General features: G+C 35.8%; 10 protein-coding genes. 3 read left to right on the top strand and 7 right to left on the bottom strand.

From position 1 onward, the window contains the following. Positions 1-42: 42 nt before the first annotated feature. On the bottom strand, positions 43-1,437 hold the full coding sequence (locus tag HWV54_RS01600; RefSeq protein WP_005864839.1) for a TrkH family potassium uptake protein: 1,395 nt from the start codon (positions 1,435-1,437) through the stop codon (positions 43-45). A gap of 311 nt (positions 1,438-1,748) precedes the next feature. On the opposite strand from HWV54_RS01600, the gene trxB reads away from it, so the two are divergent. Then, positions 1,749-2,702, top strand: coding sequence for a thioredoxin-disulfide reductase (gene trxB, locus HWV54_RS01595; protein WP_005864841.1), 954 nt, complete (start codon positions 1,749-1,751; stop codon positions 2,700-2,702). A gap of 38 nt (positions 2,703-2,740) precedes the next feature. Then, a complete protein-coding gene (locus tag HWV54_RS01590) occupies positions 2,741-3,646 on the top strand; it encodes a LysR family transcriptional regulator (protein WP_005864843.1) in 906 nt (301 codons plus the stop codon). A 752-nt stretch (positions 3,647-4,398) separates the two neighbouring features. Here HWV54_RS01590 and HWV54_RS01585 read toward each other — a convergent pair. The 4 genes from HWV54_RS01585 to HWV54_RS01570 form a co-directional block, all read right to left on the bottom strand. After that, positions 4,399-5,601 carry a pyridoxal phosphate-dependent aminotransferase gene (locus HWV54_RS01585; RefSeq protein ID WP_005864845.1) on the bottom strand — a complete coding sequence of 401 codons (1,203 nt, stop codon included), beginning with the start codon at positions 5,599-5,601 and terminating at the stop codon, positions 4,399-4,401. A gap of 1,114 nt (positions 5,602-6,715) precedes the next feature. Beyond that, a complete protein-coding gene (locus HWV54_RS01580; protein WP_005864850.1) occupies positions 6,716-6,925 on the bottom strand; it encodes a cold-shock protein in 210 nt (69 codons plus the stop codon). A gap of 260 nt (positions 6,926-7,185) precedes the next feature. Beyond that, positions 7,186-10,671 (bottom strand): carbamoyl-phosphate synthase large subunit, encoded by a 3,486-nt coding sequence (gene carB, locus HWV54_RS01575; RefSeq protein ID WP_005864851.1) that lies wholly within the window; start codon positions 10,669-10,671, stop codon positions 7,186-7,188. A 678-nt stretch (positions 10,672-11,349) separates the two neighbouring features. Next, positions 11,350-12,189, bottom strand: coding sequence for a DUF1460 domain-containing protein (locus tag HWV54_RS01570; RefSeq protein ID WP_040296439.1), 840 nt, complete (start codon positions 12,187-12,189; stop codon positions 11,350-11,352). Positions 12,190-12,830: 641 nt separating this feature from the next. On the opposite strand from HWV54_RS01570, the gene HWV54_RS01565 reads away from it, so the two are divergent. Further along, positions 12,831-14,060 (top strand): tetracycline resistance MFS efflux pump, encoded by a 1,230-nt coding sequence (locus HWV54_RS01565; protein WP_005864855.1) that lies wholly within the window; start codon positions 12,831-12,833, stop codon positions 14,058-14,060. A gap of 152 nt (positions 14,061-14,212) precedes the next feature. On the opposite strand, the gene carA is transcribed toward HWV54_RS01565, so the two are convergent. Further along, positions 14,213-15,409, bottom strand: coding sequence for a glutamine-hydrolyzing carbamoyl-phosphate synthase small subunit (carA, locus tag HWV54_RS01560; protein WP_005864857.1), 1,197 nt, complete (start codon positions 15,407-15,409; stop codon positions 14,213-14,215). Positions 15,410-16,749: 1,340 nt separating this feature from the next. Continuing rightward, positions 16,750-17,268 (bottom strand): chorismate lyase, encoded by a 519-nt coding sequence (gene ubiC / locus HWV54_RS01555; RefSeq protein WP_005864859.1) that lies wholly within the window; start codon positions 17,266-17,268, stop codon positions 16,750-16,752. Positions 17,269-17,853: the final 585 nt, after the last annotated feature.

The following is a 17,853-nucleotide window of genomic DNA, read 5'->3' as shown; positions in this document are numbered from 1 at the left end:
TTATCTTTTAATTTCTGATCATTATCCAATTAATGTCATGCATTAAAATTGTTCACGCCAAAAAGCGGGGATAAAAAGTACGAATATAGTTATAATTTCAAGACGCCCAGCCAGCATTAGAAAGCTCAAAATCCATAAAGCATTATCATTGATTGTAGAGAAATTGCCAGCAGGACCGATAATGTTTCCAAAACCTGGACCAATATTGGAAAGGGCAGTTAAAACGCCTGTAAAAGCAGAAGTAAAGTCAAGACCAGTTGTAAGCAAAAGTGCAGTGCCGATGAGAAGACAGAACATATAAAGACATACAAAAAATAAAACTGCTTTAGCAACGTCGTTCGAGATATTTGAATGGTCATAGCGCGCTTTTACAATGACATTAGGAAAGAGGAGTTTTTCTATATTTGTTTGTGTAATACGCCAAAGGATAATTAAGCGATTAATTTTCATTCCACCAGAGGTAGAACCAGCACAGCCACCTGTAAAAGAAACAATGAAAAAAATACCAAGTGCAAAAGGTCCCCAAAGTTGATAATCTTCAGCGCTGTAACCAGTGGTGCTAATAATGGATGAAAGATGAAAAATGACATCAAGAAACACCAAATGGAAAGCGCGGTGATCATGAAATCGTAGCCATGCTGCTAAAGCAAAGCTGAAAAGGAAAACAATATAGAGAAAAACGATTACTTGCGAATCAATGAAACGTTTGGAGCGGCCAGGAAGAACTAATTTAACATAGAGCACAAAGGGTAGTGCAGAAAGCAGCATGAAAATTGTTGAAATGATTAAAATTGCTGGTTTATCAGAAAAATGGCCAAAAGAGGCATCGTGGGTTGAGAAACCAGCTGTTGCTATTGTGCTCATTGCGTGATTAATCGCGTCAAATAAGTTCATGCCTGAAGCAAAATAGGAGAGCATACAAGCTAATGTTAAGCCAACATAAGCTATGATAATTCCATTGGCAATTTGGTTGATGCGGGGCAATATTTTTTCAGATTTATCTGATGATTCCATATGAAAAAGTTGCACTCCACCAACACGCAGTGAAGGCAAAAGCAATAAGGCTAAACCGATAAAGCCAATGCCTCCAATCCAGCATATAATAGAACGCCATAACAAGATACTTCGCGATAAATTGTCAAGACCAGTAAGTACTGTAGATCCTGTGGTTGTAATACCGGAGACGGATTCAAAAATTGCTTCTGCTAGGGAAATTGGAAGAGGGGAAAGATAAAGAGGTAAAGCGCCAACAATGCTTCCTGTTAGCCAAAGACAAACAGTGAGCATAAAACCAAGCCGTGCTGAAAAACGACAAGTAGCTCCCCTGGTAGCTAAAAGAATCAGCGTTGCTAACATGGTGGTTATAGTGAAAGAATAGAGAAATGTTACCCAATTGTGGTTATTGTCATGCAAACCAACAAAAATGGGCAGAAGCATTGCTCCTCCCATGATTAACGCAAAACGTGCACAGACATTGATAATAAATTGAAAAATGACCGTTTCCTATCTTTAAATCTATTTTTGTTTACGGTTTTGTGCTCATAAGAATTTACGTTTCTTTTTTTATACGATATAGATTAACCTCTATATTAAATATGCCTTGGTGAATTAAAAATTGAACTTTCTCATCAAACTTGCAAAGAATTACATATACACCACAACTTAGGCTGTTGAAAAATGTTTTTTTAAAGGCTGCATTTCGTTATAATTTATAGAGTAATTAAGTAAGAAAAAGTGAAGGCTCTTCTATGACACAATCGCATATACGTCTGCTTATTATTGGCTCTGGTCCAGCTGGTTATACAGCGGCGATTTATGCGGCGAGAGCAATGCTCAATCCGGTTTTGATTACTGGTTTGCAGCAGGGCGGTCAATTAACGATAACAACTGATGTTGAAAACTATCCAGGTTTTTCTGATCCAATTCGAGGACCATGGTTAATGGAACAAATGGCGAAACAAGCTGAAAATATGGGCACAAGAGTTATCTATGATAGTATTACAAGGGCCGATTTATTGAAGTATCCTTTTGTCTTATATGGGGATTCAGGGACGCAATATTGTTGTGATGCCCTAATTATTGCAACGGGAGCGCAGGCTCGCTGGCTTGGCTTGGAAAGTGAACAGACATTTATGGGGGGAGGGGTTTCTGCTTGCGCTACATGTGATGGCTTTTTTTATCGTGGTAAGGATGTCATTGTTGTAGGAGGAGGAAATACAGCTGTTGAGGAAGCTCTTTATTTATCGCATGTGGCTAAGAGTGTAAGTGTAGTTCATCGGCGTGGTTATTTTCGGGCGGAGAAAATTTTGCAAGATAGGTTGTTTGCTTGTGATAATGTACGTGTTCTTTGGGATCATGTGGTCGAAGAAATTGTTGGTTTGCCAGCTCAAGATTCAAAAGGAGCTGTCGTGACAGGTGCACGTCTTAAAAATGTAAAAACCAATAAAGAAATTAAGGTAAATGCCGAAGGAATATTTATTGCCATTGGGCATGACCCTGCTGTTTCTTTGTTTGAAGGGCAGCTGAAACAAAAGCGAGGTGGTTACTTGTGGACAGCACCAGATTCTACAGCCACAAGCATTGCTGGTGTTTTTGCTGCAGGTGATGTAACAGATGAGACATTCCGCCAAGCTATAACTGCGGCAGGAAGAGGATGTATGGCGGCGTTAGAAGCAGAACGTTTTTTAGATCTTCAAGCGTAAAATTTATTAAATAAAGTAAGAAAATTAGAGGTACAATTGTGACGTCACCGTTAGATTGGGATAAGTTGAGGGTTTTTCATGCTGCAGCAGAAGCAGGTTCTTTTACACATGCGGCCCAAAAACTTCATTTATCCCAATCGGCTATTTCACGACAAGTATCAGCTTTAGAACAGGATGTTGGTGTGTCCTTATTTCAGCGTCATGCTCGTGGGTTAATCTTAACAGAGCAGGGTGAAATTCTTTATCGTACAACGCATGATGTTTTGATGAAGCTTGAGAGTGCACGCTCACAATTAAGTGAAAGTTATGAAAAACCAACAGGGAATTTGCGTGTTACATCGACCTTTGGAGTCGGGGCAGGTTGGCTTGTGGAACGCATGCCTGAATTTCTTAGTCTTTATCCAGATATACGTGTTCAACTCTTGTTTGATGATAAAGAACTGGACCTGACGATGCGTCACGCAGATTGTGCTGTTCGTTTACATCAACCTCAGCAGCCTGATCTTATACAAAGAAAATTATTTACGATTCATATGCATGTTTATGCTTCCGAAAATTATATTGTAAATTATGGCAAACCAGAAACATTGTCTGACTTGGATGCACACCGCATTATTTCATTTGGGGAACCAGTTCCAGCTTATTTGACTGGTTTGAATTGGTTGGAAAAAGCTGGTAGAAGTGATGGATCTTTACGACTTTCAGTATTACGAATCAATAATATTATTTCAATCAAGAATGCAATTATACGTGATCTTGGTATTGCTGTGCTTCCTGATTATATCGTGAATAACGATGAGCGACTTGTGCGCCTTTTCCCTGAAATAGTTGATATTCCTTCCTTTGATACTTTTTTTTGTTATCCCTATGCTTTAAAGAATTTGGCAAAGCTGAAAGCTTTTCGAGATTATATTTTTTTAAAGGCTCGTCAGTGGTCTTTTTAATAGCTATGTCTTTATTGCATAGCAGATACGCTTAAGTCTTTATTGTGCTTCTTCTTATAAAATGAGATAGAAGGTTATCTCTTGATTATGTTGCCTCCCATTGCATTTTCTTGAGTGTTCCCTTATGAAAATTCGTCAGATTGATTTTATCTCTGAGAATTTTCCAAATTTGCCGGGCGTTTGTCCGGCTTTTTTTTAAGTTTTTCGTGTTGTATCTAAGAATGCTAATGTCTGCGAAGATGATAAAAAAACAAAATTTTTGTAAGGATATCCAACATTTTTAGACGTATCATGATGTGAAGAGAAGCTTGAAGAATATTTGGATTATAATGACCTTTTCAGAGTAGAAAAAGATTTATTTGAGAAGCGTGGTATTTGTAAGTATCAAATCTTCTTTAACATTACAAATTTAGTTAAAAAGTGTGCACTTTATAAGCACATAAAAGTATTTTGGATGGTAGTAATAAATTCAACAAGAATTATTTTTGATCATAGAGTTAAAATAGCGAACGATACAACTTTTAATGAGTGAGAAAGGAGATAGAAGTATACTTTATAAAAATATCGTTTTTAAAATTATTTGTATTTCACCTGCGTGAGAGGGATAATTAATTTTTTGAGTTTGTTCTCGACAGTATCCTGCGAAACATTCGCTCGAGAACCCATTTATTTTTTGCTATAATCCAACACCTAAAAATTTCTCAAATAGGCTGATTGGCAACAAAATTGTAACGATCGACAATCGTAGCATGTTAAAGTAAACTATTACAAAAGCGCTGAATACGGGAGCAAGCTTCTTCAAGTAACTTTTCTGAGGTTGCATAAGAAATACGAAAAGCTGGTCCAAGTCCAAAAGCAGATCCATGGACTACAGCGACTGATTCTGCTTCTAAAAGTGCTACTATAAAGTCTTCGTCATTAGCGATCACTTTACCTTCAGGTGTCTTTTTTCCGATAAGTTCTGCACAGGAAGGATAAACGTAGAAAGCGCCTTCTGGTGTTGGACAGTTAATGCCAGGAGCTTGGTTTAACATGGAAACAACGAGATCACGGCGTTTTTGGAAAACAATTTTATTTTGAGCTATAAAGTCTTGTGGACCACTGAGTGCTTCGACAGCTGCCCATTGAGAGATAGAACTTGTACCAGATGTTTGCTGGCCCTGAATGATATCCATGGCTTTAATTAATTCTCTTGGGCCTCCTGCATAACCGATTCGCCAACCTGTCATGGCATAGGCTTTAGAAACACCATTCATTGTAAGTGTACGCTCATACAGCTTTGGCTCTATCTCTGCTGGAGTGACAAAGATAAAGCCTTTATACGTTAGATGCTCATATATATCATCGGTGAGGATATAAACATGAGGATGTTCTACTAAAACATCTGTTAGCTTTTTTAATTCGTCATGCGTATAAGCGGCACCTGATGGATTTGAAGGAGAGTTAAAGATAAACCACTTGGTTTTTGAGGTAATGGCAGTTTCTAGCTCTTGCGGTTGAAGCTTGTAGGAAAATTCGGCTTTTGTTTCTACGAAAACTGGTGTACCACCATTGAGGGTAACCATTTCTGGATAGCTGACCCAATAAGGAGATGGGATAATGACTTCATCTCCTTTATTTAAAGTTGCCATCAATGCATTAAAAAGGATTTGTTTGCCACCGGTACCAACAATAATTTGTTCTGGTTGATAGGTAAGATTATTCTCTTTTTTAAATTTTTCAGAAATTGCTTGGCGCAATTCTGGAATGCCAGATATAGGAGTATATTTAGTTTCTCCGCGACGAATAGCTTCAATGGCAGCTTTTTTGATATTGTCGGGTGTATCAAAATCTGGTTCTCCAGCACTTAACGCAATAATATCACGCCCTAATGCTTTCAAATTACGTGCTTTTTGAGAAACAGCAATTGTTGCAGAAGGTTTGATATGAGAGAGCCGGTCGGCAATAAAAGCCATAATTTCAATCCTTATAAATATAAGCAAATAATTATTGTTTTGAGAGCATTCTATAAGAGATTATGTTGTATGCAATAAAAAATTGTAGGAAAATTCTTGGGTTTTGTATACCTAAATAAGATTTGTGATGAAGATGGATAAAGAGTAATATTCCATTTATAGGAACAGGAATGTTACTACAGAGAAGTTTAATATTGAGACTAAATATTGGTAAAGGGCTTACGGATTATTGAGAAAAACTTTTAAGGTTGGTGTGAAGACATGGGTCTTTCTCGTCGTTTTGTTGAAGGCATTTATTTTAAAAAACAGTAGCTTAATGGTAAGATTTCCTTCTTTCTGCAAGTAAGTGGCATAGCATCCGTAGATATTATGTATTTTGATGTGAGACAAGGTAGATAGTATCAAGTTTTAGAAGAATTTGCCAAGGATTATGAAAGTGAATTTTTGATGGTTGAAGCTTCTTGTCTCTACTCATTCCGGTCATTCTTTCTCACTCAAATAGAAAAATACCGCGTAACTGTTGATGAATATGTTTTACATGCTCCTAATGTTGCAATAGCTCTTGCATCTGGATAGTTCTATAAAAGGCATTTTTACTCCTTTCTTAGATCATTTTTATCCACACGCAACCCTGTTTGTGATGTGTAAGGGAATAATTTTGATTGTTTCAATATAAGAGGGGGGTGATGTGAGAAATTTTACGATATTCGAGTTTATTATTTAAATATAAAATTATAAATTATTATTATAAATCAGCATATTGTATACAAAGGATAATATCCTATCAAACGCTTCTTTAACAATTTAAATGTATTTTTTCGCGGTTCAATAAAAAGCTTTTTCTTTTATGGGATATTTTGAATTATGCTTCAATGTTTTTGCGGCTTAGGGTGCGGTGCACACAGAATCTGTATTGTTGTTTTGTGTGATTTTACAAGAGAGACAGTCTGTAGTGATTATGGAAGATTTAAGGAGAAAAGCAGAAGGCATCTTAACTCATTGAATATTAGAAGGTCAGTGTTTTTATAAAGATCGATTATACTTTTACAAAGAATAAAAAAAACTCGCCTGTGAAGGCGAAGATTTTTTATTAAATGTAGCAGAATTTTAAAAATTAAAGTGCTGCAAGATTTCCAGCGGCAAATTTTCCGGAACGACGATCTTGAAGAACGTCATAAGAAACCTTTTGTCCTTCATTAAGATTATTTAAACCAGAGCGCTCAACAGCGGATATGTGTACAAATACATCCGCACTTCCATCACTAGGCTGAATGAATCCAAAACCTTTTGTTGTATTAAACCACTTGACTGTTCCTGTAGACATAGGAAACTCCTTAGAATATATAATTATATCACGTACTGAAATCCAAGAGTTTTCAGTACAATTTTAGATCGAAATTTTAGCTGGGAGAAGTTTCATTGGAAGTGCAGGTCGCACAGGAAAGAAAGCTACATAACCGAAAGTCCGATAAGGCTTCGTATAAAAGTCTTTAGAATAAAAAGCAAGCCTTAATTAGTATTTTATACAAAAAAGTAGTTAAGCGAGAATATTAAAGAAAGTATGTTTTGATCAATGCAAAAAATTCAAGTAAAATAGCTTTGCAGAGAACGCACTTCAAGGTTATTTTTTTTGAGTGCTTTGATAGCTTCTGTTACGGCTTCAGCTCCAGTTATTGTTGTATAATAGGGAACTTTTTGCATGAGTGCTGCATAGCGTAATGATTTGGAATCAGAGATAGCGCTAGCAGTGTTTGTTGTATTAAAAATCAATTGAATTTGTCGATTACGAATAGCATCTTCAATATGGGGATGGCCTTCTAATACTTTATTAATTTTTTCTGCCTTAACGTTATGTTCGGAAAGAAATTTTTGTGTTCCACCTGTTGCTAAAATAGAAAAACCAAGCTTGGCTAAACATTTTACGGGATTTAAGATACGTTTTTTGTCTTCATCTCTCACAGATACAAACAGAGTCCCTTCCATTGGAAGCTCAACACCAGCTCCAAGTTGGGCTTTTGCAAAAGCAAGTGGAAATTCATAATCAAGTCCCATAACTTCACCGGTTGAACGCATTTCTGGACCAAGAAGTGTATCAACACCTGGAAAACGAGCAAAAGGAAAGACAGCTTCTTTGACAGCAATATGTTGTTTTTGTTGTATAGATGGTAACCCACTATAAGCTTGAAGAGCACTGTGGAGAGTTTCTCCTACCATAATACGTGCGGCTATTTTAGCAATGGGGAGGCCAATTGTTTTTGCGACAAATGGGACAGTACGCGAAGCGCGGGGATTGACCTCTAAGACATAAATTGTGTTATCTTTAATGGCGTATTGTACATTCATCAAGCCACGAACATGAAGCGCTTGTGCTAATGCTTTGGTTTGACGCTCTAATTCAGCTACTATTTTATGTGAGAGTGTATGTACTGGCAAAGAACATGCTGAATCGCCAGAGTGGATACCGGCTTCTTCAACATGTTCCATAATACCAACAACTAGTGTTTCTTTTCCATCGCATAGACAATCAACATCAACTTCAATGGCTTCTATTAGATAAGTATCAAATAAAAGCGGATTCTGACCAAGCAATGTATTAATTTGTTTCGTTTTGTCATTAGGATAACGGGCTTTAATATCTTCTGGAACCAGTTCAATTATACTTTCAAGTAAATAATTTTGTAAACTGCGTTCATCACGGATAATTTGCATAGCTCGTCCTCCTAAAACATAAGAAGGACGCACAACTAATGGAAAGCCTAATTTATAGGCAATGAGGCCTGCTTGTTCTATTGAATGAGCAATATCGTTTTGAGGTTGTGTTAAGTTAAGTTCGAATAACAGTTTTTGAAAGCGATTTCTATCTTCTGCTAAATCAATGGCGTCAGGTGAAGTGCCTAAGATGGGGATATTATGTTTTTCTAGTGTGCTTGCCAATTTCAGTGGTGTTTGTCCACCAAATTGGACGATAACTCCAACCAATTCACCTTTTTGCTGTTCTGTTTCTAAAATAGCTAAAACATCTTCTGTTGTTAAAGATTCAAAATAAAGACGATCAGATGTGTCATAGTCGGTTGAAACTGTTTCAGGATTACAGTTGATCATAATGGTTTCAAAGCCTGAATCACGCAATGCAAAGGCAGCATGGCAGCAACAATAATCAAATTCAATACCTTGTCCGATACGGTTTGGTCCGCTACCTAAAATAGCAATTTTTTTGCGTTCAGAAATTTGTGCTTCCGAGTGTTCTATACCTCCAAAGGGGACCTCATATGTTGAATACATGTACGCTGTAGGTGAAGAAAATTCAGCTGCACAAGTATCAATTCGTTTAAAAACGTGCCTAACATTAAGTGATTTACGCAAAGAAGCAATATCATTGGGCTTTTTCCCTGTAAGGGTAGCTAAACGTGCATCCGAAAAGCCCATAGATTTTAACATACGTAGATTGTCTGAGTCTTGGGGCAATCCATAAGTGTGGATGTGCTGTTCCATTTCAATAATGGAGGCTATTTGTTCCAAGAACCATAGATCGATTTTGCTGATTTGGTGAATTTCGTTTAAAGGTAGGCCCATACGCATTGCTTGGGCAATATAGCGCAAACGATCAGGGCTTGGTATAGCAATGGCAGAATGTATAGAACTTTTTTCATCGCCTTCAGCATGTTCAGGGATCGCAATTTCATCAAGGCCGGTAAGACCCGTTTCAAGTCCACGCAGTGCTTTTTGCAATGATTCTTGAAAAGTACGACCGATTGCCATGACCTCTCCTACAGATTTCATTGCAGTTGTTAAGACATGTGATGAATCAGGAAATTTTTCGAAGGAAAAACGAGGAATTTTGGTAACAATATAATCAATAGAAGGCTCAAATGATGCTGGTGTTGCACCACCGGTAATATCATTTTTTAACTCATCAAGTGTATAGCCAACTGCCAATTTAGCTGCTACCTTAGCGATTGGGAAACCTGTGGCTTTTGATGCAAGCGCTGAAGAACGGGAAACGCGCGGATTCATTTCAATAACAATGAGGCGGCCATTTTTAGGGTTGACGGCAAATTGTACATTGGATCCACCAGTTTCAACGCCAATTTCACGCAGTACAGCAATCGAAGCGTTACGCATACGTTGATATTCTTTATCAGTTAAAGTGAGGGCAGGAGCTACAGTGATGGAATCGCCTGTGTGGATACCCATCGGATCAATGTTTTCAATGGAACAAACGATAATACAGTTGTCATTTTTATCTCGGATAACTTCCATTTCATATTCTTTCCACCCCAAAACACTTTCTTCAATTAAAACTTCTGTTGTGGGTGAAGCTTCAAGCCCACGTTCAATAATTTCATAAAACTCAGAGCGATTGTAAGCAATTCCGCCACCTGTTCCACCAAGCGTGAATGAAGGACGAATAATGGCTGGAAGTCCAATAATATCAAGGGCTTGAACTGCTTTTGCAGTAGCATGTGCAATATAATGTTGTTTACGATCTGCTTCTGTATGACGCCAATCTTGCTCAAGTTTTTCCAGTGCTTTGTTAAGTGTATCACCGGAAAGCTTACCTTTAAGTTCATCGCGTGTTTTTGCATGTAGTTGGCGATTTTTTTCTTTGAGTTCGGTTGCATTGGCTAACATAGAACGTGGTGTTTCCAAACCAATTTTTGCCATTGCTTTGCGAAACAAGGCGCGATCTTCAGCTTTATCAATAGCAACGGCATTTGCACCTATCATTTCCACATGATAGCGATCTAAAATTCCCATACGCTTTAATGATAAAGCGGTATTGAGTGCCGTTTGACCTCCCATAGTTGGTAAGAGGGCGTCAGGACGTTCATGTGCAATGATTTGTGCAACTATATCAGGAGTGATGGGTTCAATATAAGTTGCATCAGCTAAATCTGGATCTGTCATAATAGTAGCAGGATTGGAATTAACCAGAATAATTCGATAACCTTCTTCTTTTAATGCTTTACAGGCTTGTGTACCTGAATAGTCAAATTCACATGCTTGCCCAATAATGATAGGTCCTGCTCCAATGATAAGAATAGATTTTATATCGGTACGTTTCGGCATGGTTTTTTTCCTATAGCAACATTTGTATGCAATTGCGGAAGGCAGAATATTTAAACTTTGAAGTCAAAATCATTCTATAGGTTAATAGATAAAGAAAGTAAGCATCAAAATGTCTTTTCCCTGCTTTTTTTCATAGAAGTTAAGATTAATATCTTCTTTATGTAGTTATTCAGTTATGAGTGCAAGAGTCTGATTTTTACTAAAGACAACGATATTTATAAAGCAAGGACAGGATATTGAAGATTACCATAAATGAAGGAGCATAAAAATTATTTACAGGCAAATGGAATTTTATAGAGTAAAGTCGAATTTTTTATGTGCAGTAGTGGATACTAATGTGTTTGTCATTGTTTCTATATTTGTCATGATAGATTTTTAACTATAATCTTTTGCACTTTTTTCCATGATGATTGTAATAATTAATTTCATTAAAATCATGAACAGAATTTTTTATTTCTTGATTATAGTTTAATTGGTAAAAAAGAATTATTGATACTAAGTTTGCTGTTTTAGCAATACACCAATCTAGCCTAAGCTTATTGAGTGCTGTGATTAAAAATGTAAACAGACATGTTGTAGTTGAATAAATTATACGAATTTGAATATTTAGTTTGGTAATTTAAGTGCTTATTTGAATATATATTGATAACGTAGGGGACATTTCTGTCCCCCTATAAGTTATTGAGAGATCCTTAAAACAATAATTCCTGGTGTTTTTGCTACATAATCCATAAAAGGGGAATCCATTACTTTTTCATTTTCTTTTCGTGAGGAAGCATGTCTTAACATTGGGCCATTATCTGTTATGATAAAAAAGCCCACATGAGTTACATCCAACCCCGCGAGATTGGTATAAATTCCAATCAAATCACCGGATTGTAAACGGTTTATAACTTCTTCATTAATAAAGCTACTTGGAATATAAGTTATATTGCGTTTAACAACCGGTAGTCCAGGAAGGTAGTTTCCACCATCAGCTTTTTTATTGAGATATTTTTCAATGTTCACTGCATCGGAACTGATTTGTGCGGTGATATCATCAGCAAGTTTATATTCTTTATAAGCCCAATCGGTAAAAAAATGCTTCCGATTTAAAAAATTAACATTACCATCAACATAACGCGTTCGTATGAGATTATTGATAAATTCTGTTTGTGATGTTGATTTCCGTAAGGCTTCAACATAATCTAAATAAGTAAAGCAATCTAAACCTCTAAAGTCAATTATCAGTTTTTCTGGTATATTTTCTGAGCCTTGCAACATATTTGCTTTGTAAGGTGTCCCTAGAAAAGCTTTAGATAGCAAGCTAATCATTTTTCCTACATTATGGTAATTAACTTTTGAGCGTTCTTCAAGAAGAGTGGTAAGTTTATTTAAAGTATATGGATCTAGGTTTATTTTTTCTGTTTGTTTTGTTTCCATTTTATTTGCTGGAACGTCTTTATTTGCTCCAGAATCCTGAAAATCACATCCTGTAAGCAATGTTGAGATTAAAATGAATTGGAATATTTTTTGCATTTTATGCACCATTTTTGAATAAATAATCCGTTGGCTAATCATCATTAGAAGTGATATTCTCCTGTACTAGCCAAATTGTTATTGAGATGATGATAGCATATAAATAACATCTAACAAGTCATAACTAAACAGATATTGCTATGATTATCTTAAAAGTTTAAACGTCTTGCATACTATGTAAATATTTGCTACAATTACAGAATTAAAAATATTTATTCTATGATATGTTTATTTTGTAATGTAAATTACTATGATTATGAAGTAAAATGATTGTGAAGTAAAAATATAGATGAATTATATAAAATATATTTTATATAAAGTTTTTTATTATACTTAATATATGATGCTTTTAAAATATGATAAGCTATAAATAGCTATTTTCGTCTATTATATTTTACAATTTTTTATGTATGAGTAAAATTTTTTATCGGATTGTTATGCTGAAATTTCAAATTGTTTAATTGATTGAGAAGTATCGTTTAGAAATGTGATGGTGTTTTGCAAAAATACACGCAGTATTCTGTATCAGACAAAGTGTGGATTTATGTATTTTTACGATTTTTTCTTTAACCATATTGGGGGAAAACAATGTATCCTAATAGCTGCTTAATAGCAGGTATAGAGGATAGTAGGAAAGTAATATGCATGCTATCAACGACCAAAAACCTGATCTAAAATTCATTCATCGTGGGCTTATTTTAGTTTTTATTATTTTGTTGTTGGACATTATTTCTATCGCAATTGTTAGCCCTGTTTTGCCAGAATATTTTGCTCAATTAACTGGAAAAGATGTTAGTACATCTTCTGTGGAAAGAGGGAAATTACTCGTCGCTTATTCAGTAGTACAATTTTTATTTGCTCCTATTATTGGTAATCTTTCTGACCGTTTTGGCCGTCGTCCTATTTTGCTTCTCTCTATTATCAGTTTTGCTATCGATAATCTCATCTGTGCTATAGCATGGTGCTATTCTATGTTGTTTATCGGACGTCTTTTGTCAGGAGTAAGTGGAGTTAGTTTTGTAACCTGTACGGCTTATTTAGCTGATATATCGGATGATAGAACACGTACACGCAATTTTGCTTTATTAGGACTTGCATCCGGATTAGGGTTTATTTTAGGCTCATTTATTGGCGGTCTTTTAGGTCAATTAGGTCCACGTATTCCGTTTTATTTTGCAACCGGTTTTTCATTCTTTAACTTTATTTTTGCGTGGGTAAAGCTTCCAGAAACTCTTCCTATGCGGAATAGACGATATTTTGATATTAAACGTGCAAATCCTTTAGGTACCTTTTTGCAACTTAGACAATATCCAACAGTTCTTTGGGTGCTATTAGTTTTTTTTCTTTATTGGTTGGCGGAATCTGTATGGTTAAGCATTTGGGCATTCATCGCTAAAGAACGCTATGATTGGAATGCATTGTCTATTGGTTTGTCTTATAGTATTTTTGGAATAGGCCAGATTGTTGTGGTTTCTCTCATTTTGCCTTATTTTTCTAAGAGATGGAGCGATTGGGGTATTACAATGGTAGGGCTTCTATTTGCATTGTTTGGTATGCTTGGCTATGCATTTGCATCGCAAGGATGGATGGTTTATGTGGTTTTTGCGTTTACAATGCTTGAGTATCTTGTTCTTGCGCCTATGCGTGCTATTGCTTCAGCGCAAGTGCCGGTGAATGTGCAAGGAGAATTGCAGGGAGCAATGTCATCTGTTATTGCACTGAGTTTAATATTTGGTCCTATTTTTTATATACTGCTCTTTGAATGGTTTAATCATAAAGATGCGTTGTTCTATTTTTCTGGTGCTCCTTTTTTAGGGGGCTTTTGTCTGCTTGTTATTGCAACGATAATTTTTGCCTTACGAGTACGTTAGTTTTTTCTAAATGGCAAAAATATTATTTCTAAGGCAGTTTTTAAAAGGCAAATAGCTTTTCATGCTATATAACTAGGGTGGGCTATTTTGCTCTTAAAAGCAATATTGGGGTGCGTAAAAAGTGTACAGCTTTAAGAAAGGAATCTATGCGATTAAGCTGTTTTTTTATAATCCATAATAAGATTGCAAAAACGTTGAAATAGATAATGACTATCTTGTGGACCGGGAGAAGCTTCAGGGTGATATTGAACAGAAAAAACTGGTTTTCCAATGATCTGAATACCACAATTTGAGCCATCAAAGAGGGAAATATGTGTTTCTTCAACATGTTTTGGCAGAGATGTTGTATCTACAGTAAATCCATGATTCATTGATACAATTTCAACTTTTCCGGTGGTAAAATCTTTAACAGGATGGTTGGCACCATGGTGTCCTTGATGCATTTTTATGGTTTTGGCTCCAACTGCAAGAGCAAGAAGTTGGTGACCAAGACATATACCAAAAAGTGGTATATTACTTTCAATGATTGCTTTAATGGTTGGAACAGCATAATCAGCTGTAGCTGCTGGATCTCCTGGTCCATTGGAAAGAAAAACACCATCAGGATTCATTGCTAGAATTTCTTCTGCGGTTGTATCTGCTGGTACGATGGTTATATGTGCACTGTGCGCGGCCATAAGACGCAGGATATTGCGCTTAATGCCATAGTCAATTGCAACAATATGAAAATTACGTGCGCCATTTGTACTGTAACCTTTATTCCACATCCATGGTTTTTCATTCCATTCTACTAATTGCCTTGATGTTACTTCTTTTGCAAGATCAAGATTGATGAGGCCTCTGCATTTTTGTGCGCGTTTTTTCAGAGTATTGATATCAAAGTTTCCATTTGGATCATGGGCGATGATGGCGTTGGGTGCACCTCGTTCACGAATAAGAGCGGTTAATGCTCGTGTATCAATGCCACAAAGTGCAATGATTTTACGTGTTTTAAGCCATTGATTAAGATTTTCATTTGCACGGTAATTGGAGGGACGGGTAATATCTGCTTTAAAAATAGCACCAACTGCTCCATGACAATTGAGGGGTGTGAGATCTTCAATATCTTCACTATTTGTGCCTACATTACCGATGTGAGGAAAAGTGAAATTAACGATTTGTTTTTTATATGATGGATCAGTAAGGATTTCTTCGTAGCCTGTCATGGCGGTATTAAAACATATTTCAGCTTCAGCAGCGCCTGTAGCACCTGCTCCTTTACCTTCAATAACTGTTCCATCGGCTAACACTAAGAGAGCTGTAGATTTGCTTATACTCCAAGGATTAAGAGATGGGGTAGTTTGTGTCATAGTACGCGTTCACAATTCATTCTCTAAACAGTATAAAGCAAACTCATAACAAATACTGTGTATATCATTTTTACAATATTTCGCTTAAAATGAAAAGTATAGGTACATTCTGTAAAGAGGTAAAGTCCTGTTTTGAGATTTTTTAATATAGGTGTATTGATTATTTTTTATCGTGTTTGGTAAGATCTGTAAAGACTGATTAAAAGTTCCTTTTCTGCTTAAATAAATTTAGGTTAGTTTACGTTGCGTGCCGGATTGATATAACGCTCCAAGTTCTTTGAGGCTACAGGGTAGTAGGAATCTACTACACTTCGTTTCATGTATACTAGGGTTAGAGATTATGGTATTTTTTATCGTGGTGGAGGAATTCTAGAAGTGTATAATCATTAGTTACTATTTGTTTTCATTAAAGTGCTTCAATAGTGTAAGAAGTCGAGGCGCGTTTATGAAAGGTCTTTTTGCTTAGAATTGGTATAGAAAAAATAAGTGAAAATGTGAGTCATTTGTGAATTCCTTCCTTATTAGTTCGATGAGATAGAAATTGAATAGGTGATTTGTAAGGCTTTGGTATAAACAATAACTGGGAGATTACTTGTATCGGTAAGGTTATGATATGGCTTGAGGGATGTTAAGTGCAGTAAATGAATCTTACAAATTTGCACGGGGCATTTGAAAGTATTTTTATTATTAGTAGTCTGTCCAGTGTACAAAAAGCATGAAGAAAATGTTAATAGCACACTTAATTCTATAAAAGTTATTACGAAAAGGTGTTTTGGAGTAAACAAATTAGTATTTTTTGTTTCCTGACAGGAAAACAAGATAGTCTTCTTTTTTATACACTTGTTTTTGTTCACAGTGTTTGTGCCATTAAAAGGATTGTGTATAAGTGTTTTTAATTTTTCTACAAAAGCTTTTAGAGGAATGTGTTTAGAAAAAGCTGCTTGATATACGCATTTAAAGTTTGAAGAGAGGAATGTGTTGTTGCCTTTAGGGATGTTTCGGAGCGTTTCTTTGTATTCAGAGCTGTTGTATTTAAAAAAAGAGATTATTATTTTGCAGGTAATTTAAATGTAGATGTTTTTAAATGCTGCATATCTTGAAAGCTGATCAAGGATAAGTTTATATTATACACTAATTATTATGATGAAATAAGAGAGATTTTAACGTATTTTTTTAAGTAGAAACATTTTTGAGTTGAGATGATTCAAAAAGTATTTCGAAAATAAATCCTCATTCGTAATATGTTGTTGAGACAAGACGAAAAAGCCATTTTTCTTACCTTGAAAAAGCAATATAAACCAAAAAGTTAAGCATTGTAAAAAGAGTGTAGCAACCTCCATTTATGCACAATTTGTTGTGTAAAGCGGTGAAGCTGTTAAAAACAGTTCGGTTAATAACAATGGTTTGTTTGTTAATCGTAAACGGGAACGACGTGCCCACAGAGCACCTTGTTGGCCTATGTGAATGTAATCGCGAGTTAATTTACCACTGTTAAATAAATAATGTCCCAATGGTATAGTACCCAAATGCATCAGTGATTGGTTTTGTTCAAAGAGAGTTTCTTGTGGAATTACAGTGCGTCCAAGAAGCCAAGGCTGATTATCTCCCATCAGTATGACTTCACGTAGCCAGTAACGTGTAGTTTTGGGAAGATGCTCTGCTTCTTCTTGCAATTTATCCCGTGTAATAAAACATTCACGTTGCGGTTCAACACGTATGCACGTACAGTGTTTTTTTAATCGAAGCGTCATTGAACCTCCTTCCATGAGCCAATCACGAATGTTTTCTGGTACTGGAGGATCTTGGTTAGATAGCCATTTTAGAGGCGGTAAGATGGAATTTTGGGGATCAGCTGTCATTGCACTCCACATCTAAAATCGTATTCCGTATGTTGTGTTAAGTGATATAAAAAAATGTGTCTAATTATAATGCAGAAATGCAAAGGTAACAAGATTTTAAGCAAGAAGATATTAGGCCGGAAATTTAATAGAGAGCTGATAAAAAAGGTCCTATGAAAGCATGTTATGGATAAAATAATATCCATAATTAATAAAAATTAGAAGATAAAGACAAAGAAATTGAAAGAAGACAGAGTAAGCTATCATTTGTGTAATATCTATTTTTTACTTTAATGATATTAGAGAGAACTCTTTATTATTATCTACAAAATAGGGGTATGTGCGTTTTTCTGGTAAGACGCTCTTGTTTGTAAAGAGTGAGGGAATTAAGTGCTATGCGATAAAGCTTTGGAATAGCATTATTATTTTTATGATAACAAACAGTGGTTGTATTAGTGTCCCCGTGAGATGGGCAAGATTGAATTGCGGTTAGTTTGTTTCTTATCAGAGTTTTGAATACCGGTAAAGTGTTTGCGCAATAAGAGCTATTAATTAGATATTGAGAATAGTGATATTTGATGTAAAGGGTAAAAATTAAGCCAATTT

Origin of the sequence: Bartonella alsatica (assembly GCF_013388295.1) — a bacterium.
GTDB classification, from domain to species: domain Bacteria; phylum Pseudomonadota; class Alphaproteobacteria; order Rhizobiales; family Rhizobiaceae; genus Bartonella; species Bartonella alsatica.
The sequence above is the reverse complement of the archived record's forward strand: the minus strand, read 5'-3'. Positions and strand labels throughout refer to the sequence as shown.

Excerpts from the sequence above, each read along its gene's own strand:
- HWV54_RS01600 (WP_005864839.1), bottom strand. The coding sequence starts at position 1,437 with ATGCTTCTGCCCATTTTTGTTGGTTTGCATGACAATAACCACAATTGG.
- trxB (WP_005864841.1), top strand. The coding sequence starts at position 1,749 with ATGACACAATCGCATATACGTCTGCTTATTATTGGCTCTGGTCCAGCT.
- HWV54_RS01585 (WP_005864845.1), bottom strand. The coding sequence starts at position 5,601 with ATGGCTTTTATTGCCGACCGGCTCTCTCATATCAAACCTTCTGCAACA.
- HWV54_RS01580 (WP_005864850.1), bottom strand. The coding sequence starts at position 6,925 with ATGTCTACAGGAACAGTCAAGTGGTTTAATACAACAAAAGGTTTTGGA.
- carB (WP_005864851.1), bottom strand. The coding sequence starts at position 10,671 with ATGCCGAAACGTACCGATATAAAATCTATTCTTATCATTGGAGCAGGA.
- HWV54_RS01570 (WP_040296439.1), bottom strand. The coding sequence starts at position 12,189 with ATGCAAAAAATATTCCAATTCATTTTAATCTCAACATTGCTTACAGGA.
- HWV54_RS01565 (WP_005864855.1), top strand. The coding sequence starts at position 12,831 with ATGCATGCTATCAACGACCAAAAACCTGATCTAAAATTCATTCATCGT.
- carA (WP_005864857.1), bottom strand. The coding sequence starts at position 15,409 with ATGACACAAACTACCCCATCTCTTAATCCTTGGAGTATAAGCAAATCT.
- ubiC (WP_005864859.1), bottom strand. The coding sequence starts at position 17,268 with ATGACAGCTGATCCCCAAAATTCCATCTTACCGCCTCTAAAATGGCTA.